Below are 20,281 nucleotides of genomic sequence, written 5' to 3'. Positions count from 1 at the left end.
GGTCAGTTGCCCGAGCGCTCCGCGGGGCGGGTCGTGACGGTGACGCCGGTGGCCGAGCGGGTCACCGCCCCGGGAAATGCGCCTCCCGATACGCGCCGAACCGGGCGTCCACCTGCTCGGAAGTGAGCCCGAAATCATCCAGGGTGTAGCGATGCGCCGGACGAGCGGCGCCCGACGTGCTCTCCGAATGCAACGCGGCCATCGCCGCGCGCGCCTCGTCGGTCAGCGGCAGCCCGAAATGCCGGTAGATCGACTCGACGGTGCCGATCGGGTCGGCGACGAACGCGTCGTAGTCGACGTCGCAGAACTGCGCCGCGTCGTGGCGCTTGCGGTCGACGAGGAACCGCTCCGCGCCGCGCGCCCACAGATCCAGCTGCGTCGCGCCGACCACCGGACCCCGGAACTTCTCCGACCAGCCCGCCGTCGCCTGCTCGTTCAAGCTGCACACCGACGCGATGATGGTGCGCGGATCGCGATGCATCTGGATGACCAATGCGTCCGGATAGACCTCGAAGATGGCGTCCAGCGCGAACAGGTGGCTCGGGTTCTTCAACACCCATCGTTTTCCGGCGTCCGGCAGGCCGATCAGCTGGAGATTGCGCCGGTGCCTGCGGTAGGCGGGCGTCCAATCGCGCTCGCGCAACCACTCGGAATAGGTGGGCAGGTAGGCCAGGCATTCGTAGGACACCGACATGGCCGACTGCCGCAGCAGCTGCCAGCACTCTTCCACCTGGTCGGCCGAGATGTGGTGCACGCCCATGAATTCCGGATGCTCCACATGGTGCTTGTCGTAGGCGGCCGCGAGACGCTGGTACACGGGATTGCTCGCCCAGGTCTCCCGCGGCGGGCGCGGCTGCGGCATCTCGGTCAGCCACATCTCCAGGCCCTGGTGGCCCGGGTCGGCGTTGAGCAGGCGGTGCACCGCCGTCGTTCCGGAACGCGGCAGGCCGGTCACGAAGATCGGCCGTTCGATCGCCACGTCGGCGTGCTGCGGGTGCTGCTTCCAGGCGGCCTCACTGAGCAGCCGGGCGATCAAGGCGCCGCGCAGGAAGGCACGGTTGACCTTGTTGCCGAAGGGGGTGAGTTCGGCGTCTCGCGCATAGGACTCGAGCAGCACCCCGAGTCCCTCGCGGTAGTCGTCGGTGCCGAAATCCTCCAGCCCGACCACCTTCGTCGCCGAGGCGTGCAGATCGTCGATGGTTCCGACGTCGTCCCTACCGATCACGGTCATCTCCTAGTGGTGGTATTCGCCGGCGTTGACGTCCAGGCACGCGCCGGTGATCGCGCGCGCCATGGCGGAGGCGAAGAACACGACCGCGTCGGCGATCTCGTCGGGTTCGGGCAGCTTGCGCAGGTCGGTGGTCTTCGCGGTCTCCGCGTAGACCTCCTCGGAAGTGATCCCGCGCTGCTGCGCGAGATAGTTGAAATACCACTTCAGGTTGTCGGCCCAGATGTAGCCCGGCGCGACGGAATTCACCCGGATGCCCTTCGGCCCGAGTTCGGTGGCCAGGCTCTGGGCCAGCGCGAGCAGGCTGGCCTTGGCCATCTTGTAGGGCCCGAAGGTCCGGCGCGAGTGGCGCAGCACCGCCGAGTTGATCATCACGACCGAACCCTTGGTCTCCGCGAGAGCGGGCACGAACAGCCTGGTCAGGCGCAGCGCGGCGAGCACGTTCGTCTCGAAGCCCGCGCGCACCTGGTCCAGGTCGACGTCGGCGAGGTCGACGATGGGCGGGATCGCGAAGGCGTTGTTCACCAGCGTGTCGACCTTGCCGAACGCGCTGTGCGCGGCCTCCACCAGATGGGCCGCCGCCGCCTCGTCGTTGATATCGGTCGGCACCACCACCGCGCGCCTGCCCAGTTCGGTGATCTCCTTGGCCACCTCCGTCAGCCGCGACTCGGTCCGGGACGCGAGCACGACGTCCGCGCCCGCTTTCGCGCTCTGCACGGCGATCGCGCGCCCCAGTCCCGGCCCCACGCCGGAGACGACGACCACTTTGTCCTGCAACAACATCAGCCGAGCATCCTCTCCGCGACGGCGGCCTGACGCGCCGCGATCCGGGCCCGCCACTGCTCCGGCGTGACGCGCGCCTGCTCGTAGAACGGCAAGCGGGCGGGCAGGTCGGCGACCGGCACCAGTTCCACGGTCGGCCCGTCGTCGGGTTTCATCTCCCGCGACAACCGCTGCCAGCGGAACTGCAGGTATCCCCTGGCGTGCCCGGTGCGCTCGATCCAGTTCGCCACGCCGGGGTCGCGCTCGCTCACCACCAGCCGGATCATCCCGTCCGCGTCCACGTGCGCCTGGTCGGCGGTGAGGCTGGTCTGGTGGTTGATGTAGTCCAGCGACAGGTACCACATGCTGCCCAGCTGGAAGCCCTGGTAGGGCGCGTCGGACTTCGGCACCGTGATGATCATGGCCTGGTCGTCGTCCAGGTCGTAGTGACCGACCGAGGAGAACTGCGTGCTCAGCCCGCCCGGGGTCTGCCTGGGCTCGGTCAGCGTGTTGACCGGCAGGTTCAGATAGAACCACTCCGGGAAGGCGAGGAAGGTCTTCAACCGCGACACCAGCATCTTGCCCGCCACGCCGTACCGCTTGGTCATCACGTCCTTGGTCAACGGCGGCGGCGCGTCACCGATCCGGTCCGCCCGCTGGATGCGGATCGTGCCCGCCTTCTCGGTCGCCCAATCGCTGTGCACCTCGCGGACCACGAGCATCGCCGCGTCGGCGCCCAGGTGCACATAGCCGGGTCCGGCCTCACCGGGTCCGAACCGGATCTCGTAGGACCCGTCGGGGCGGATGTCGAGTTCACGGTCGTCGAAGGCGGTGAGGCTGTCGGGTACGTCCACCGGCGAGTAGTTGCCGTTGAGCACCTGGAAGCTCAGGTCGCGGGTGGTGCCGCGGGTGCCGGTCACCACGTATTCCGCGTCCGGCCGCAGATAGGAGTGGTAGTAGAGGGTGTCGGGGTTGTCCAGGCCCATCTTGGTGTAGGGACCGGTGGACATCACGAAGAACGGGAAGTCCAGCTCGTAGGCCCAGGCCATCTGCAACGACGCGCGGATGCTGCCCGCCAGATAGTCGTAGCCCTCGACGAGGTCCTGTTCGGTGCGGATGTGCGCGGCTCCGGTGATGATCTGCTCGGCGGCGGCGATGGCGTCCGCGAACGGCTGTGTCAGCAAGAGGCTTCTCCGGTGTTCCAAATATGTACCACTCTGGTACATTTCAATAGAGGCAAGATTAGAACGTGTTCTAGGAGTGGTCAATGGTCGGCCGACGGTCCGCACCCACCGCACGCGTGGTTCAGGTCCTGGATTTCTTCGTCGAACAGCGCGGGAAACGCTTCGGACTCTCCGAACTCGCCCGCGAGCTCGACCTGGCCAAGCCGACCTGCCTGGGCATCCTCACCGAGCTGACCTCGGGCGGCTACCTGGTGCGCGATGCGGGCACGGTCACCTACGGGCTCGGACCGGCGCTGATCGCCGCGGGCCGGGTGGCGCAGGACAGTTTCGCGATCTCCGCGCTCGCCCGCGTCGAGCTGGAGAAGCTCTCCGCGCGCCACCACACCACCTGCACCGCCTCGGCGGTGGTCGGCGAGCAGATCATGGTGCTGGAGAGCACCGGACCCGGCCTGGTGAAGGTGGGCGCGGCCTACCATTTCGCGCCGCCGGTCGGCCTGATGTACGTGCTCTGGGACACCGACGCGGCGTTCGACGCCTGGCTGGCCAAGCCCCCGGCGGTACCGCTGCGACAGGACGAGCAGCGACTGCGCCAGGTCGTCGCCGAATGCCGCGAGCGCGGATTCCTGGTGGAAAGCATGACCACGGCCGGGCGGCGGCTGTACTCGCTGCTGGCCGGTGTCGCCGACCGCGATCTGCCGCCCGAGCTGCGCGAACTGGTCGGCGAGCTGGTGACGAGCCTGGGCGAGCGGGTGTATCTCGGCTCGGATCTGCGGCCGCGCAAAGAACACGCGGTGAGCCTGCTCGCCGCGCCGACCTACGACGGTGACGGCAGGCAGAACATGGTGCTCACGATGTACGTCGGCCGCTCCATCACCGGGGCCGAGATCGCTCGCCGTGGCGCGGCCCTGGTGGCGGCCGCCGACGCGGTGACGGCGAATTCGGGCGGGCGCAAACCATTGACCGATAACCGAAACGTGTTCTAGTTTTGCGGTGTGAGCCAGTACGCGAAGTCGACGGCGAGCACCTACGAGCTGCCCCATCTGGACGCGCTCGAGGCCGAGTCGGCGCACATATTCCGTGAAGTGGCAGCGACATTCGAGCGCCCGGTGTTGCTGTTCTCCGGCGGCAAGGACTCGGTGGTGATGCTGCATCTGGCGGCGAAGGCCTTCTGGCCGGCGCCGCTGCCGTTTCCGGTGCTGCACATCGACACCGGGCACAATTTCGACGAGGTGATCGCCTACCGCGACCAGACGGTGGCGCGGCTGGGCCTGCGCCTGGTGGTCGGGCGAGTGCAGGACGACATCGACGCGGGGCGCGTGGTCGAGGAGACCGGGCCGCGCGCCTCCCGCAACCGATTGCAGACGACGACGCTGCTGCGCTCGATCCAGGAAGGAGCGTTCGACGCGGTGTTCGGCGGCGCGCGCCGCGACGAGGAGAAGGCCCGCGCCAAGGAGCGGGTGTTCAGCTTCCGCGACGAGTACGGCCAGTGGGATCCACGCAGGCAGCGCCCCGAGCTGTGGAACCTCTACAACGGCAGGCACCGCGCGGGCGAGCACATCCGGGTGTTCCCCCTGTCGAACTGGACCGAGCTGGACATCTGGAGCTACATCGCCGCCGAAGCCATCGAGCTGCCCCCGCTCTATTACGCGCACCGCAGGCCGGTGGTGCAGCGCGATGGAATGCTGTTGGCGCACACCCGCTTTCTCGAACTACTCGACGGCGAGGAGCCCTACGAGTCCACCGTGCGGTTCCGCACCGTCGGCGACGCGACCTGCACCGGCTGCGTCGAATCCACCGCGGCCACACCCGCGGAGGTGGTCGCCGAGGTCGCCGCGGCGCGGGTCACCGAGCGCGGCGCCACCCGCGCCGACGACCGCATCTCCGAGGCAGGCATGGAAGACCGCAAACGCGAAGGCTACTTCTGATGACGACCACATTGTTGCGCCTGGCCACCGCGGGCAGCGTCGACGACGGCAAGTCCACGCTGATCGGCAGGCTGCTGTTCGACTCCAAGACGCTGTTCACCGATCAGCTCGCCGCGGTGGAGCGCACCAGCCGCGACCGCGGCGACGACTATCCCAACCTCGCCCTGCTCACCGACGGCCTGCGCGCCGAACGCGAACAGGGCATCACGATCGACGTGGCGCATCGCTATTTCGCCACGCCGAGAAGAAAATTCATCATCGCCGACACTCCCGGGCACGTGCAGTACACCCGCAATATGGTGACCGGCGCTTCCACCGCCGACCTGGCGCTGATCCTGGTCGACGCCCGCAAGGGCGTGGTGGAGCAGACCCGCAGGCACGCGTTCCTGGCCAGCCTGCTCGGCATCCCGCACCTGGTGCTGTGCGTGAACAAGATGGACCTGGTGGACTGGTCGCAGGAACGGTTCGAGGAGATCCGCGAGGAGTTCGCGCGATTCGCGTCCAAGCTGGACGTCTCCGACCTGACCTTCGTGCCGGTGTCGGCGCTGCACGGCGACAACATCGTGCACCGTGGCGCGAGCATGCCGTGGTACGAGGGCACTCCCCTGCTGCACCATCTGGAAGAGGTACACATCGCCTCGGACCGCAACCTGATCGATGCGCGCTTCCCGGTGCAGTACGTCACCCGCAGCCACGCCCAGGATTTCCGCGGCTACGCGGGCACCGTGGCGGGCGGAGTCTTCAAGCCCGGCGACGAAGTGGCGGTGCTGCCGTCCGGTTTCACCACCACGGTCGAGGCGATCTGGGGGCCGGGCGGCGCGCCGGTCGCGGAAGCCTTTCCGCCGCAGGCGGTCACCATCCAGCTCGCCGACGAGCTGGATATCTCGCGCGGCGATCTGATCTGCCGTCCGAACAACCGCCCGACCGCGGGTCGCGATCTCGACGCGATGGTGTGCTGGTTCGCCGATGACGCCCAGCTGACACCCGGCGCTACCTACACCATCCGGCACAGCACCCGCGCGGCGACCGCCGAGGTACGCTCGCTGGACTACCGGTTGGACGTCAACACGCTGCATCGCGACGAGCACGCGGAGTCGTTGTCGCTCAACGAGATCGGCCGTGTCCAGCTGCGCACCCGGCAACCGTTGCTGTTCGACCCGTACCGCCGCAACCGTGCCACCGGCAGCTTCATCCTCGTCGACGACACCACCAACAACACCGTCGCCGCGGGCATGATCACCGGCCCGAGCCTGCCCTCCACCCGAGTGGTCTGGCACTCCACGGCCGTCGAACGCGACGAGCGCGCCACCCGCGGCCTGACGGTCTGGCTGACCGGCTTGTCCGGGTCCGGAAAGTCCACCGTCGCCGTCGAACTGGAGCGCAGGTTGGTCGCCGCGGGCCGCCCGGCGTTCCTCCTGGACGGCGACAACCTGCGCCACGGCCTCAACTCGGATCTCGGCTTCAGCACCGCCGACCGGGAGGAAAACGTCCGCCGCGTCGGCGAAGTGGCGAAACTGTTCGCCGAAGCCGGTGTGGTCGCCGTGGTTTCACTGATCAGCCCCTACCGCGCCGACCGCGACCGCGTCCGCGCCGCCCACCAAGCGGCGGGCATCCCGTTCCTGGAAGTGTTCGTCGACACGCCACTGGCGGTCTGCGAAGCCCGCGACCCCAAAGGCATGTACGCCAAAGCCCGCGCGGGCGAGATCCGCGGCTTCACCGGCATCGACGACCCCTACGAAGCGCCCACCGAAGCCGAGATCGTCCTGCGGCCCGACCACGGTGACCCGGTCTCGATGGCCGCGACGATCATCGCTCGGCTGACGCGATTGGACTGATGCTGGCATAGTGGAAGCCGTCCACGTCAGCGCTCACAGTGGGGTCACTCCCGGTGTCTTGCCGGGATCGGAATCGGGTGCGTCGAGACGGATCACAGCCGGAAATTCATCCGCTCGCTCGATCAGATCTCGAATATTCGAGGGGATCCCGTACCGGCCGATGGAGGCCCGCACCTCGTCGGCGTGCGGGCCCTCCCACCACGGCTCGGTCTTGATCAGCACCGGGGTTGTGCCGGGTGCGAACAGGACTGCGCGGCCGCGCGGCAGGGACCGCAGTTCCGGCACCCCGAGCGTGCTCGTCGTGGTGATCGAGGACGAATAACCGATGCCGCGCGTCGACACCGTGACCGATCGTGACTCGACATCGTGATTGCCGATTCCGTCGACTCGGTTTCGCAGGAAGGGAACATCGTCGACTCCGCCGCCCACCGACTTGATCGTCGCGGCCGACCACAGCTCGTTCATCCCGTCGTGTCCCCAGCATCGGACTCCTTGTGCCCAGGACTGCAGCATCGTCATCACGATTACTCCGCGGGAGGCGTAATAGCTGGACCGCTGTGGAAAGTCGCGCCACCGGACCACGTTCGCGGCATCGTCCATGACCGCCAGCAACGGCGTGTCCGTCCGCCGCAGCGTTGCCGCGCGATCCAGCACGGCTTCGATGAAGGCGCTGACCAACGGCACAGCCGCACCTCGCCCTTCGACCGACAATGCGTACAACGTGGCATGCGTATCGATGAACTCGACCTCGTCGAAGGCCTGCCTCTCCGAGTCCGGGGTGATCCACGGATGAATTCGGGTGAATCTGAGGCAGCGCGCCATCTTCTTGGCAGTACCGAAGATGCCGGTCTGCTGGCGTATGTCCATGTTGTAGACGGCGGCGAGTCCCGCAGCGACGAAGGAACGCCCATCTCTACGCAGCAGCTCCAACGGTTCCGTGTCCCGAGGATAGGTCACCCACTCCCACACTTGCGTGATCGAGCGGTGATCGACCGATGCGGCCAGGAACAACGCCGCCAATAACTCCTCGCCCTCGATCTCGAAGTAGTCGTGCGCATCGGTGCGCCGGTCCGCGGCAGCGAAGTGACGGGCTAGATGTGCGGCCCGGAGATCATCGCCGCCGACCCAGGCGATCGGGTCCCAGAACCAATCCGGCGCCTCGCCCGCCACCCCGTCGGGGTCGAACACCCAGATCGAGCCGCCCTTCGTTGCACGAATGCCCCGGGTCGCATCCACGATGTCGCGCTTGTTCGACGTCACGATCACCGGGCCGATGGCATCCACGACCGCGGGGATCGCCCTGCAGGCCGACTTTCCTTGGCGCGGACCCCAGATATCCAAGTAGAGCGCGTCATACGATCCGTACAGCCGCTCATCGCCCGTGACCGAGGTGCCGAGGAACACGCCGGGCGCGTCGTCATCTCCGAGCCGCATGCCGAGCGTGTCGGCCTTCTTTCGCGCCCCGGCTGCTGTGAGCGATGCCAGCACATCACCGGTCCCCATGAATCGGGCCTTCTCGTCCACCGTTTGCCCGGTGCGTGCGGCGAGCCGGTGGATCGCGATCCAAGCGATACAGGCGGCAGCGATGATCGCGATCTCGATGATCACCGTCATCGTGGCACCGGGCGGCCACGGCAGCTCTCCTCGGACCAGCTTCTCCAGTGCGGCAAACGGATTCGCCGGAACATCCCGGCGGGCTGTCGACCGCGTGTTGCCGATGTGCAGCGCGACGACAACGACTCCCATCGCGAGAACGATCCAGAGGAAGACACGCACGCCGAGCGTCACCTCGACGGTCCGCGTTCTGTTCACCTTTGCCATCGCCCCACCCCTTCACGAAAGACGCTCTGATATCGGAATGTCAGCACTCGGCCTCCCGGTGTCAGAGGTGCAGATCTGCCGCTGAGACTTGGGGGCCTTGCCGTCTCGGTTCCGGCCGATAGGTCGCTCGCGCTATCGGGCGACGAGTCCGGGTATAGGACTCCAGGGCCGCGGCGATGGAGTCCGCGCCGCGCAAGGCTTTCGCCAAGATGATCGCATCCTCGGTCGCGGCGGTGGCTCCCCGCCCGGCCGACGGTGAAACGGCGTGCGCCGCGTCACCGATCAATACGGTATTCGTGTTGTGCCAGTCGCCTTCCGGTTCGAGTTCGTACAGGGCGATCGGGACACTCACCTCGGAATCTCGCAGCACCTCCGCTACCTGCGTTTCCCGCAGCGCCGCGAGAAACACTTCGAGATCGAGCTCGGTATCGACAGACGGCGCGTTTCGCCTGCTGAACCAGAAAGAACCGTCCCGGTCGTCCCCGACGTACCCCGCTACTCCCTCCGAATGCGCCCAGAAGTGCAATATGTTCCTCGGTAATCGCCGCACCGGGATCGGGCAGTGGCCGTATCGGATCAGTTGTCCGGTGTACGCGGGCGCTCGGGAATTCCCGAGCATTCGCCGCGTTCGCGAACGAGCGCCGTCCGCGCCCACCAGCAGATCACCGGTGCGCTCGCCGGGATCGGCCCGAGTCTCGTACTCGCAGTGGATACCTGCCTGCTCCAACCCCGCACGGAGCGTGGTCAGAAGGTCCTTGCGCCACACATGGATGCTCGGCCAGCGATGACCGGGCTCGGTCCGGGCGAAGGACCTGCTTCGCCCGGTCAGCGTGTCGACAGAGCTGACGCCGGCAACCGGGAATCCGGCGGCGCGAACCTTCTCGCCCAGACCGAGCTGATCGAGCGCCGTCGATGCCGCGGGTCCGAGGGTGACCCACCCCCCGGCATCAACCGTGCGCGCCGACGCTTCGTAGACCGCCACTCGCGCACCGATTTTCGCCAAAGCCAGCGCGGCGCAGGCCCCGCCGATGCCACAACCGATGACCTCTGCCCGAAACACCAGGTCACACTTTCGCCATGAGCCGAGCCGATCGATGACAGTCCCGAATCATTATCTCCCCCAGACTGTAAAGGTCACGCGCGGCTTTGCGGTCCGCGTCGAAGGTATCAGCCTCTCGAAGCCCGTGATCGGACTCAGCCGAGTTTCGCGGAACCGGGATACGACACGCGTCGCCGCCGACCGTCCACCGACGCCGCCCTCGAGCAGCGCGGTGTCACCGACGCAACCGCCGTGCGGATCGTGCTCGGCGCGGATGCGGCGGCACTCCGCCACCGGGTGCCGGTACTCATCCCGAGGTCGTCAACGGCGGCTGCCTTCGCTCGTTGCGTTCTCACTCCGCAACGTCCGATTTCGCGCCGCCGGGCTCGCACAACGCGTCGCGAATGGTGTCGCGCAGCCAGCGCTGGGCCGGATCGGCGTCGAGCCGGGCATGCCAGAGCAGGCGCACTTCGACTTCCGGCAGGTCCGCGGCGAGGGGAAACCAGCGAATGCCGAGAGTCCGGCCGTACTGTTCGGCGAGGCGCTGCGGGACGAGTCCGACGTAACGGCTCGAGGAGACCAGGAGCGCGGCGACGGCGAAGGTCGGGACGACGGCGGCGACGTGGCGTTGCAGGCCCACAGCGTCGAGCGCATCGTCGAGCGGTCCGCGAGCGCGTCCACGGCGGGAGGCCGAGACGTGGGGATGCCGGCACAGTTGCCACAACGTCGGGCGACGGCGCCTGCCCAGCGGACTGTCGGCGCGGACGATGCCAACCATGCGTTCCCGGTACAGCACGGCGGTGCGGATGTCGGGAGCCGCGGCGTCACCGACGCCGATGTCGAGATCGACCGAACCGTCGCGCAGGGCCTCGGCGCTCTCGCTGCCCTCCGTGACGAAACGAAGGACCACGCCGGGGGCGAGCGCGGCCGTGGCTTCGACCGCCGTCGTCGCCAAGGTCGCGGCGACGCCGTCGTTGATGCGAATGGTGAAAGTGCGCTCGAGCTCGCCGATCGCGATCTCGCGATCGGCGCTGATCAACGCGGACGCTTCGTCGAGCAGTGACCGCACCCGTGGCGCGGTGCGCAGTGCGAACGGTGTGGGAGCCATCCCACGCCCGGCGCGCACCAGGATCGGGTCGTTCATCGCCCGTCGTAACCGGCCCAGCGCCCGGCTGGTCGCGGGGATGGACAGATGCAAGCGCTCGGAAGCCGCCGTGACGCCGCCTTCCCGGAGCAGGGCGTCGAACACGCGCAGGAGGTTCAGATCCAGCTGCTCGGGCATAGTTGCATCCTACGCAAGTATCTATTGCCGAAGTTGCGTGGCACGAAGTTCATCGAGATCCCTACCGTCGGGACATGCCGTTCAATGTCATGCTCCGGGATCGCGCCGCGTCGTCGCGAGACCCTTCCCGTCCCGCCGCACAGCGCGGTCTGCTCGCGATCATGTGCGCCTGTGTGGTCCTCGTCGTGGGGATGGTCGCCGCGATCAACCTCGCCGTCCCGATGCTCGCCTCGAGCACGCTGCACCCGTCCGCGTCGGCGCTGGTGTGGATCGTCGACACCTATGTGATCGTGTTCGCCTGCCTCGTCATCCCGGGTGGAGCCGCCGGGGACCGCTTCGGGCGCAAGGGAGTGCTGCTCACGGGTCTGGCGCTGTTCGCGGTGGGCGCGCTGATCTCGGCGGCGGCACCCGGCGTGGCCCTGCTTCTGGCGGGCCGTGCGATCACGGGTGTCGGCGCCGCCGCCGTGCTGCCCAACACGCTGTCGGTCCTGCTGCACGCCGTGCCCGCCGAACGCAAGGGCGCGACGATCGCCACCTGGGCGTCGATGACGGGCATCGGCGGAGTCGTCGGCAACGTCGGCGGCGGGTCGATCCTGTCGGGCGGCTCGTGGCGCTGGTTGTTCGCCGCCGCCGTGCCGATCTCGCTGGTTCTCGCCGCGCTCGTGGGACGTATCGCGCCGGTGTCGGCGCGCCATGATCGCCGCCTCGATCCGCTCGGCGCGGTCCTGCTCGTCGGTGCGTCGGTCGCGCTGCTGCTCGGCATCGTCCAAGGGCCGGAGGGAGGGTGGGACAACATGGTCGTCGTCGCCGGGTTCGTCTGCGCCGCAGTGCTGTTCACCGTGTGGACCATCGTCGAACTGAAGGTCGAGCATCCGCTGCTCGATCCACGGTTGTTCCGCGTGCCCGGCCTGCGCAGCGCCTGCCTCGGCATGACGACGGTCTTCTTCGGCATGTTCGCGCTGTTCTATGTCAACGCGTCGTTCCTCCAGTACGGGAAGGGATTCGGCGTAATGCGAACCGGACTGGGAATCGTCCCGCTGACCGTGCCGATCATTCTCGGCGCACGACACGTCGGACGCCTCTCGCAGCGCATCGGCCTCGATGCCACCACCGCGCTCGCGTTCGGGTTCGTCGGCTGCGGATTGCTCGGACTGTCCACCGGTGACGCGCGGACGCCCTACCTCGTCTACGCCGCGTGGCTGGTCGTGACCGGAGTCGGCGTGACGCTGGCGCTTCCGACGCTGTCCGGCGCCATCGCCGGTTCGCTACCGCCGGAGCAGGCCGGAGTCGGAGCCGGATTGCAAGCCACCACACGCGAATTCGGCAGCGCGTTGGGTGTCGCGGTCATCGGCACGGTGCTCACCGCACGATTCGTCGCCGCGCTGCCACCGGACGTCCGCGCCGACCACGATCCGCACACCATGGCCCAGGCGCTCGCCTCGACCACACCCGACCGCGCCCACGAGATCGTCGCCGCGTTCGTCTCGGGCGCGCAGATGGGGCTGCGGGCGATCGGTGTGACAGTGCTCGTCCTCGGCGGGCTGGTCGTGCTGCAATCGCTGCTGTCCCGGCGGAGGGTGCCGGTCGTCGTCAGCCCTCCTCGCTGATCGCACGGAGGTGACGCGCACGCTCACCCGCACCACAGAAACACCGGCGATCGGATCGGACCGCCGCGGAAGCTGATCCGCGCGATCGGTCGCGGACCTACACAAAGGCGTATCGACATGCATGTATTCGTCACCGGAGCGACCGGGTGGATCGGTTCGGCCGTGGTCGACCAGTTGCTGGAGGCCGGTCACGAGGTCACCGGACTCGCCCGCTCGGGCGACTCCGCCGCCGCGCTGGAGCGGAAAGGAGCCCGGGTGCGGCGCGGCGACCTCGACGATCTCGACAGCATCCGCACCGGCGCCACGGAGGCCGACGCCGTCGTTCATCTCGCCAACAAGCACGACTTCACGAATCCCGCCGTGACCAACCAGACCGAGCGCAACGCCGTGCGGGCCATCGGCGACGTCCTCGCGGGTTCGCACCGGCCGTTCGTGCTCGCCTCCGCTCTGGCCCTGCTCGCTCCCGGCCGCGTGGCCACCGAGCAGGACCGCTCACCGGCCCACGGTCTCGATTCCTTGCGCGGAGGCAGCGAGAACCTCGCGCTGGAATTCGTGGAGCGTGGCGTCGGCACGGTCGTCGTGCGTTTCGCTCCTACCGTGCACGGCGAGGGTGACCACGGTTTCGTGGCCGGGCTGGTGGCGGCCGCTCGCGCCAAGGGGGTTTCGGCCTACCTCGGCGACGGGATCAATCGCTGGGCGGCGATCCATCGCAGCGATGCCGGGCGCATCGTGCGGCTGACGCTCGACAAGCGGGTTCCCGGCGGCACCGTCCTGCACGCCACCGCCGAGACCGGCATTCCGGCCCGCGACATCGCCGATGTGATCGGACGGGGGCTCCGTCTGCCCGTCGTCTCGATACCGGCCGAGCAGGGCGGCGAGCACTTCGGCTGGCTCGGCAGGTTCTTCGGAGCCGACATGGCCGCGAGCAGTGACGCCACCAGCTCACTGCTCGGCTGGACGCCCAGCGGGCCCGGCCTCGTCCAGGACCTCGACAGCGGCTGCTATTACCGCTGACCCGAAGCTCCCGATGCCGTTGCCCGGCGGAAGCAAATCGAGTGCGGTCCGGAGGAATATCGGTCAACACGACGCACTTCGGCACTTCTTGCTGAAGACCCATGACCGGGTACTCGTCGAAGCGAGTCCGGTAGACCGTATCCGGGGCGTCGGACTGACCGCCGACGATCCGCGCCTCGAGATCCGACCCAGTGGCTGAGGCTGACGGCGGCAGGCGGTAGCCGACCCGCCTGCCCCTTACTGTTCTACGGCAGCGCTTCGCTCCCGCGCGGGCGGGAGGGATGCGGGCGGCGCGGGTACTTGCTCGGCCGCATGCGACCGGTGGTCCGTAAGGTCTCCACCGCCGCGCATTTCCACGAGCATTCGTCCGCGTCGCACTCGAGATGAACCTGCATGAGGGCGTGCGCATCGCCGGGGCCGAATTCCGGGCCGTCTCTCGGATCTACCGCAGGCCAGCCCAACGGCGGCCAGCCCAGCAGGCACAGTTGTTCATGGCCGACACGTTCGGCGATGTGATAGACGCTCGGCCCCCGCAACGGCCTCCGCCACCATCTGCTCGCGGCGAAGAAGACCATCAGAAGCACCATGACCACCGCCGTTCCCACCGCCAGCGCTGTGCCGACCTCCGACCAGCCGGACATCAAGATCTCGCCCCGCTCTCCGATGAGCCGAACGGCGCCCACCGATGTCCCCGCTCCCACACCTGCTCGGGCGCGACGACAATGAGCGTCACTTCTTCCGTGAGGCCGCGCCTGGCGGTCCAGATGTGCTCCCGAGTCGGAGCGATGACGACCGAAGCGCCCACCCGGCGGATCGCCTGCACGAGCAGCAGCGTCGGCATCAGCGCATCCCGATCCACCACCAGCACTTCCGGCGCGCGATAGCCTCTCCGCTCGGCTAGCGCCCGAATCGCGCGCTCCTCACCCGCGTGATCACTGCCGGACTGATCCAGCCGGATGTAGCCGAGCGCGATTTCCGCCATGTCCGCCCCTCTTCCGTCGATGTGGTGTGGCACCCGGCGCCGGGGATCCCGGACGATGGCGACGCGATCGGCGCTGTCGACGAGGGATGTGCTCGCCCGGCGCCGGGGCCAACTCGAGCGTGACTGACCTGGTTGTTCGTTCCCAGGCACAGAACCGCACGGACCCGATACGCTTCCGGCACACCAGGATGCAGACGTGGGATGGGGGACCACGATGATTGTCACCAATTGGACCGGCGTCGAGGTCAGGGCTTTGCGCTGCGCCGCCCTCCGACTGACCCAGGAAGAGTTCGCTGAGCAGGTCGGCTATCAGCCTGTCACGGTCAGAAAATGGCAACGTGCGCCGGATTCCCGACCTATTCGAGGAAAATCTGCCCATGACCTCGATACCCAGCTGGCGCGGCTCGATGAGAAACAGTCCGCACGCTTTTGGTCGGCCGTCGCACAAGCACGGAAGCCGAGGCATCCTGGCAGTCAGGAATTCAAGATTTCGACGGAACCGTCCGGCGGTGTGGTCGACGGCGATGTACGGGAAGCCGACAGTGACGTGAAGCGACGTGAATTCGGACGCCTGGCAGCGGCGGCTGGAGCTGTTGCAGTTCTGGAGTCGTGGGACGTCGACGGCGTCCGAATCGGCGTGACCGACGTACGGGGGCTGCTGGAAGTAGTCGATGCCTTGGAGTTCGAGGACCAGAGGGCAGGTGGCGCTTCCTTGGTCGCGACCGCCGTAGCGCAGTTGGCTCGCGCGAAAAGCCTCTTGGAGACCGGGACTTTCGATAGTGCGAGTGGTAACGCGTTCACCAGCGCGACCGGTGAATTGGCCGTCCTGGCCGGATGGCTGGCTTTCGACGCCGACATGCATTCGCTCGCGCGCCACTGCTACTCGGATGCCATGGCGTTGGCAAGCCAGGCAGATGACGCCGATCTCACAGCTCATAGCTGCTTGTACGCCGCGAACCAATCCATTGCGCTCAGCCGGACCGGCCAGGCGAATCCACAACACGCGCTGCGCCTCGTCGACCGCGCACGTCACCTGATGCGCGGCCGACCACCTGGCCGTATCCACGCCCTGATCGCAATCCGCCAAGCGCAGGCCTACGGCTTGCTCGGTGATCGCCGGGAGTTCGGGCGCGCGATCGCGACGGCGTGGCGTGAAGTGGACCACGCAATCGAACACGAACCCCTCGCCGACTGCCCGACGTGGCTTCGCACTGTGGACCACAACGAGGTTCGTGGTCATGAGGCTCGCGGCTGTGGACGTGTCGGCGACCTCGCAAGGGCTGTCAGTCTCTTCGAGACCGCCGCCGACGAGAAGTCGACCAACCGAAACGCCGTCAATACACGGGCGTGGCTGGCGTCAGCACGAACAGCAGTAGGAGACCTCGAAGGGGCACTGGCTGACGCGATGTCGGTGTTGGTGCACATCGACAACGGCGTATCGTCGCCCCGCACCCTGAAGGTTCTCGAACCCATTCGGCGCGCGACCGCCGATTTGCCTGCCGCGGACGAGTTCCGACACCGCCTCGACAAACTCACACAGACAGGGAATACCGCGTGAATCTTCCGGATGTCGAATTCGGGCATCTCGACGCTGCAGAGGCGCGCGCACTCCGGCCCACGGTCGAAGACATCTACCGCCGGTCTTACGTCGACGCGATCGCCTCCGGTGATCTGTTCGATGCGCCTGATCAGTTCATGCACCGATTCGACAACTACACCGACCCCGCAGGCGGTGGTGTGTTCGCGATGGTCATGGCGTATGTCGGCGGGACACCCGCAGGGCAGACGTGGGGGTGGACGCTGCGTCCGAATGCCGCGTGGTGGAGGAATTTTCGGCCGGACGATGGGTTCGGCGACCGCGATACTTTTACCGCCGAGGATGGCGCCCGGACATTCGCCCTGTCGGAGATCATGGTGTGCGCCGAATACACCCGTCGCGGCTTGGCGCGGAAGCTGCACGATACGCTGTTGAGCAGCCGGGCGGAACGGCGTGCGACGCTACTGGTCGAGCCGGAGAATCACCGCGCTTACGGGGCGTACTTGCGCTGGGGATGGTCCCGAGTCGGTGTGACGAAACCGAGTTGGCCGGACGCACCGACATTCGATGTCTTGATTCGTGAGCTGAGATAGCGCGAGCTGACGACGCTGGACAAATGAGGCTCGTACGGCAGCGCGTCGTCGCCGTTCCAGAGTGCTCGCGCAATCGGATCGCGGACGAGTCTTCCCGTCTACGTCGTGGGGCAGGCAGTCGTCACTGCCTGCCCGCTACGACTCCACCGGATCAGCCCAGCGACCGGAAGAACTCGCGCACGTCGCCGATCAGCAGCTCCGGCACCTCGAGTGCGGGGAAATGGCCGCCGGAGTAGAACTCCGACCAATGGGTGATGTTGTGGGTGTGCTCGGCGAAGCGGCGGATGGCGTAGTCGCCGTCCTTGAATACCGCGACACCGGTGGGCACGGTGCCCTTCGGTTTCGGGGCGAACATGGTGGCGTCGTGGAAGCGCTCGTAGTAGAGGTTCGCGACGCTGCGGGCGGTGTCGGTGAACCAGTAGATGCTCACCGTGGTCAGCAGGCGATCGAGGTCGACGGCCTGTTCGGGCAGGTCGTGGGATCGGTCGGTCCACTCGCGGTACTTCTCCACGATCCAGCCGAGCTGGCCGGTCGGGGAATCGGCGAGCAGCTGGGCGATGGTGTTCGGGCGGGAGCCCTTCAGGTTCATGTAGGCAGAACCGTCGTCCTGGAACTTCTTCATCGCGCCCAGTCGCGCCTTCTCCGCGTCGGTGAGGGCGGCCATGTCGGCGGGGTCGCCGGTCGGGAAGGTCACCAACGCGTTGACGTGCACGCCGAGGACATGCTGGGTATCGATCCGCCCCAGTGCCGGGGCGATGAAGGCGCCGTGGTCGCCGCCCTGCACGCCGTAGCGGTCGTAGCCGAGGCGGGCCATGAGTTCGGCGAGCGCCGCCGCGATCCGGCCGTCGTTCCAGCCCGGCTCGGTGAGCGGGCCGGAGAAACCGTGGCCGGGCAGTGACGGGATGACCAGGTGGAAGGCGGGCGCGTCCGGGGCGCCGTGCGCGGCGGGGTCGGTGAGCGGGCCGATCATGTCGCGGAAGTCGGCCACCGAACTCGGCCACCCGTGCAGCAACAGCAGCGGGGTGGCGTCCGCTCGGGCCGAGCGCACATGCAGGAAGTGCACATCCTGTCCGGAGACGATGGTGGTGAACTGCGGGTAGGCGTTCAACTCCGCCTCGGCGGCGCGCCAGTCGAACTTCTCGGCCCAGTACCCGGCCAATTCCTTGAGATAGGCGGTCGGCACACCGCGCTCCCAGCCGGCGCCGGGCAGGTCGTCGATCCAGCGGGTGCGGGCCACGCGCGAGCGAAGGTCGTCCAGGTCGGCCTGCGGGATGTCGATGTGGAAGGGGCGGATCTCGGTGTTCGTCATGCCATTGATACTTCGGGTAACGAGGGGCCCGCCGAATCACGAGAATTCATTATTTCCCGTACTCCCCTAGCCCGCCGCGACGCCGAATCCGGCCGCACCACCCTCGGCCGCCATCACCGAGGAGCGCACCCCCAACTGGCCCGGCCGATACCTCGCCACCAACGCCACCGCTCTTATCCGCGAGTGGCACACCATTGCGGCATCGACCGAGAAGACCTCTCCATGGTGTGCCTCTCGTGAACTTCAGGCGGCGGCCCGCGTCCGGTCGACGCCGCCACTGAAGTTCGACGCGGCTCGGGCGAGGGCGGGGAGCGGCTTTCTTGTCCGCCGCACTCCGCCTCGGCTCCCGCGATTGGCGCCGACCTCGCGGTAGGGGGCATGATCGCGCCGTGGTCAGCCTTCCGGTATGCGGTGCCTTCGTGGGGCGGGCCGCTGAGCTTGCGGCATTGCAGGATGCCTATGGGGAGCCCACGGTGCATACCGTGCTGGTCGGGGGCGAAGCGGGGATCGGCAAGTCGCGGCTGGTCGCGGAGTTCGGGACGCGGCTCGGGGCCCGCACGGCGGTGCTGTCCGGGCGGTGCCCGGAGTTCGGCGCGAAGGGGGTGCCGTTCACTCCGTTCGTCGCGGTCATGCGCGCACTGCTGCGCGACCAGGGAGCGGAGGCGCTCGCGGCGCTGCTCCCGGCGAAACCCGCGCTGGCGCGCTGGCTTCCGGAACTGGCGGCGCGATCCGGCGCGGCGGAGATCGACACCGATCGGATCCGGTTGTTCGGCGAGATCCTGACCGTGCTGGAACAGTGCTCGATGAACAGACCGCTGGTGGTGGTGCTGGAGGATCTGCACTGGGCCGACGAGGCCGGCCTCGAATTGCTCGCCTTCCTGGTGGCCAACATCGCCGAAGGCGATCTGTTCTTGATCGGTACCTACCGGCCCGCCGATTCCGAGCCGTTGCGCAAGTTGGTCACCGGCCTACGCCGGGACCCGAGTGTTCGTCTGCTCTCGATGGCACCGCTGACCAAGCACGAGGTCGGCAGGCAGCTGGCCGCGTTGCGCGGCAGAGAGCCGGAACCGGGGACGATCGCGCGCGTCTTCGAACGCAGCAGAGGAATCCCGCTGTTCGTGGAGGCGCTCGACCCCGCGCCCGAGGACACGCCCGCAGAGCTGTCCGAACTATTGCTCGGTCCCCTGTCGGACCTGCCCCGTCAGGCCGCATCGGTGCTGCGGCTCGCGGCGGCGGCCGGGTCACCGGTCCGGCACACCGTGCTGGCGGCGGCCTCCGACCTGGCCGAGGACGCGCTGACCGCAGTGTTGCAGCTACTGGTCGACCAGCAGTTGCTGGTGCCCGACGACACCGATTACGCGTTCCGGCACGTTCTCATCCGGGACGCCGTCTACGCCGACTTACTGCCCGTGGAGCGAAAAAGATTACATGGCAATATTTTTCGCGCGCTGACCACGCTCCGCGAACGCGATGCGGACCAATGTCCCTCCGGCGAGCTTGCCTATCACGCGTATGCCGCCGGAGAATTCTCATCGGCGCTCGAGGCCGCCTGGGATGCGGCGGCGGAAGCGAGGAACATCGGGGCGCATCGTGTTCAGGTGCACCATCTCGACCGAGTGCTCGAATCGTGGGATCGGGTGGGGGAAGCGGCGAGCCGAGTAGGCGCGGAGCGGATCGAGGTCGTGCAAGCGGTCGTGGCAGCATGCTATCGGGGCGGCGTCGTCGAGCGCGGGATCGCGGCGGCCGACGAGGCGCTGGCCGCCCTCGATGCGGGGATCGAACCGGAGCGTGCCGCCCGACTGCACTACTACCGCGCCGGACTACGCAATCAAAGCAGCGGCGGCGGTGAAGACGACCTGCTCGCGGCGCTGGCATGTCTTCCTTCGGACCGGCCCACTCTGTTACGCGGCGAGGTGCTCGCCGAACTCGCCGCGGCGCGCGCGTTCAGCGGCGAGGCGGCCGCGGCCGAGAACGACGCGCGTGCCGCCGTCGAGGTGGCCGAACAATTGCGTGGTGTCCCGACCGCCCACGACACCTCCTCGGTCATGGCTGGGGCACTTCACCCGCCGGGTGCGATCGAGGAGGCGGTCGGGGCGGATGCCGTGTCCGCGGCGAGCCACCGGCGGCATTCGAGTGTGTTTCGCGAGGACCGGAGCGCCGCGT

17 protein-coding genes are annotated in these 20,281 nt (G+C 67.9%); 8 read left to right on the top strand and 9 right to left on the bottom strand.

Going from position 1 to position 20,281, the window contains the following annotated elements; translation table 11 throughout:
- Window positions 1-61: 61 nt before the first annotated feature.
- The 3 genes from ON29_RS12715 to ON29_RS12705 are packed head-to-tail and all read right to left on the bottom strand — an operon-like array spanning window position 62 to window position 3,174.
- Window positions 62-1,231: a sulfotransferase family protein gene (locus ON29_RS12715; protein ID WP_040866450.1), complete on the bottom strand. Its 1,170-nt coding sequence runs from the start codon at window positions 1,229-1,231 to the stop codon at window positions 62-64.
- Between the two features lie 3 nt (window positions 1,232-1,234).
- The gene (locus ON29_RS12710; RefSeq protein WP_040866449.1) at window positions 1,235-2,011 is read right to left on the bottom strand and encodes an SDR family oxidoreductase; all 777 of its coding nucleotides are present in this window, start codon (window positions 2,009-2,011) and stop codon (window positions 1,235-1,237) included.
- Window positions 2,011-3,174: a hypothetical protein gene (locus ON29_RS12705; protein WP_040866448.1), complete on the bottom strand. Its 1,164-nt coding sequence runs from the start codon at window positions 3,172-3,174 to the stop codon at window positions 2,011-2,013. The genes ON29_RS12710 and ON29_RS12705 overlap by 1 nt, the downstream gene beginning before the upstream one ends.
- An 83-nt stretch (window positions 3,175-3,257) precedes the next feature.
- Here ON29_RS12705 and ON29_RS12700 point away from each other — a divergent pair, with 83 nt between their 5' ends.
- The 3 genes from ON29_RS12700 to cysC are packed head-to-tail and all read left to right on the top strand — an operon-like array spanning window position 3,258 to window position 6,934.
- Complete coding sequence (locus tag ON29_RS12700) at window positions 3,258-4,157, top strand: helix-turn-helix domain-containing protein (RefSeq protein WP_040866447.1); 900 nt, start codon at window positions 3,258-3,260, stop codon at window positions 4,155-4,157.
- 9 nt (window positions 4,158-4,166) lie between these two features.
- The gene (gene cysD / locus ON29_RS12695) at window positions 4,167-5,099 is read left to right on the top strand and encodes a sulfate adenylyltransferase subunit CysD (RefSeq protein WP_040866446.1); all 933 of its coding nucleotides are present in this window, start codon (window positions 4,167-4,169) and stop codon (window positions 5,097-5,099) included.
- Entirely contained in the window at window positions 5,099-6,934 is a 1,836-nt protein-coding gene (cysC, locus tag ON29_RS12690) for an adenylyl-sulfate kinase (protein ID WP_040866445.1), read from the top strand. Before cysD ends, cysC begins: the two co-directional genes overlap by 1 nt.
- A 33-nt stretch (window positions 6,935-6,967) precedes the next feature.
- Here cysC and ON29_RS12685 read toward each other — a convergent pair whose 3' ends face one another.
- From ON29_RS12685 to ON29_RS12675, 3 genes are all read right to left on the bottom strand, one after another.
- The gene (locus ON29_RS12685; RefSeq protein WP_051175141.1) at window positions 6,968-8,755 is read right to left on the bottom strand and encodes a type IV secretory system conjugative DNA transfer family protein; all 1,788 of its coding nucleotides are present in this window, start codon (window positions 8,753-8,755) and stop codon (window positions 6,968-6,970) included.
- 61 nt (window positions 8,756-8,816) lie between these two features.
- Window positions 8,817-9,815, bottom strand: coding sequence for an FAD-dependent oxidoreductase (locus ON29_RS12680; protein ID WP_040866444.1), 999 nt, complete (start codon window positions 9,813-9,815; stop codon window positions 8,817-8,819).
- A 331-nt stretch (window positions 9,816-10,146) separates the two neighbouring features.
- Window positions 10,147-11,076: a LysR family transcriptional regulator gene (locus tag ON29_RS12675; RefSeq protein ID WP_040866443.1), complete on the bottom strand. Its 930-nt coding sequence runs from the start codon at window positions 11,074-11,076 to the stop codon at window positions 10,147-10,149.
- 74 nt (window positions 11,077-11,150) lie between these two features.
- Here ON29_RS12675 and ON29_RS12670 point away from each other — a divergent pair, with 74 nt between their 5' ends.
- Together ON29_RS12670 and ON29_RS12665 are read left to right on the top strand one after the other, a co-directional pair.
- Window positions 11,151-12,683 (top strand): MFS transporter, encoded by a 1,533-nt coding sequence (locus ON29_RS12670; protein WP_040866442.1) that lies wholly within the window; start codon window positions 11,151-11,153, stop codon window positions 12,681-12,683.
- Between the two features lie 117 nt (window positions 12,684-12,800).
- Window positions 12,801-13,697 (top strand): SDR family oxidoreductase, encoded by an 897-nt coding sequence (locus ON29_RS12665; protein WP_040866441.1) that lies wholly within the window; start codon window positions 12,801-12,803, stop codon window positions 13,695-13,697.
- 245 nt (window positions 13,698-13,942) lie between these two features.
- Here the strand turns inward: ON29_RS12665 and ON29_RS12655 are convergent, their stop codons facing one another.
- Window positions 13,943-14,338: a hypothetical protein gene (locus ON29_RS12655; protein WP_040866439.1), complete on the bottom strand. Its 396-nt coding sequence runs from the start codon at window positions 14,336-14,338 to the stop codon at window positions 13,943-13,945.
- Window positions 14,338-14,679, bottom strand: a complete 342-nt coding sequence (locus tag ON29_RS12650; RefSeq protein ID WP_040866438.1) for a hypothetical protein — start codon at window positions 14,677-14,679, stop codon at window positions 14,338-14,340. The genes ON29_RS12655 and ON29_RS12650 overlap by 1 nt, the downstream gene beginning before the upstream one ends.
- 214 nt (window positions 14,680-14,893) lie before the next feature.
- On the opposite strand from ON29_RS12650, the gene ON29_RS12645 reads away from it, so the two are divergent.
- Together ON29_RS12645 and ON29_RS12640 are read left to right on the top strand one after the other, a co-directional pair.
- The gene (locus ON29_RS12645; protein ID WP_157172759.1) at window positions 14,894-16,237 is read left to right on the top strand and encodes a helix-turn-helix domain-containing protein; all 1,344 of its coding nucleotides are present in this window, start codon (window positions 14,894-14,896) and stop codon (window positions 16,235-16,237) included.
- The gene (locus tag ON29_RS12640) at window positions 16,234-16,809 is read left to right on the top strand and encodes a GNAT family N-acetyltransferase (RefSeq protein ID WP_040866436.1); all 576 of its coding nucleotides are present in this window, start codon (window positions 16,234-16,236) and stop codon (window positions 16,807-16,809) included. Before ON29_RS12645 ends, ON29_RS12640 begins: the two co-directional genes overlap by 4 nt.
- Window positions 16,810-16,960: 151 nt before the next feature.
- Here the strand turns inward: ON29_RS12640 and ON29_RS12635 are convergent, their stop codons facing one another.
- On the bottom strand, window positions 16,961-18,118 hold the full coding sequence (locus ON29_RS12635) for an epoxide hydrolase family protein (RefSeq protein ID WP_040866435.1): 1,158 nt from the start codon (window positions 18,116-18,118) through the stop codon (window positions 16,961-16,963).
- Window positions 18,119-18,591: 473 nt separating this feature from the next.
- Between ON29_RS12635 and ON29_RS12630 the strand changes: the two genes are divergently transcribed.
- On the top strand, window positions 18,592-20,281 hold a 1,690-nt coding region (locus tag ON29_RS12630; RefSeq protein WP_245548931.1), incomplete at its 3' end, for an ATP-binding protein.

This window comes from Nocardia exalbida NBRC 100660 (assembly GCF_000308575.1).
Taxonomy (GTDB): domain Bacteria; phylum Actinomycetota; class Actinomycetes; order Mycobacteriales; family Mycobacteriaceae; genus Nocardia; species Nocardia exalbida.
Note: the sequence above shows the minus strand (reverse complement) of the source record. Positions and strands in the feature narration are given on the sequence as shown.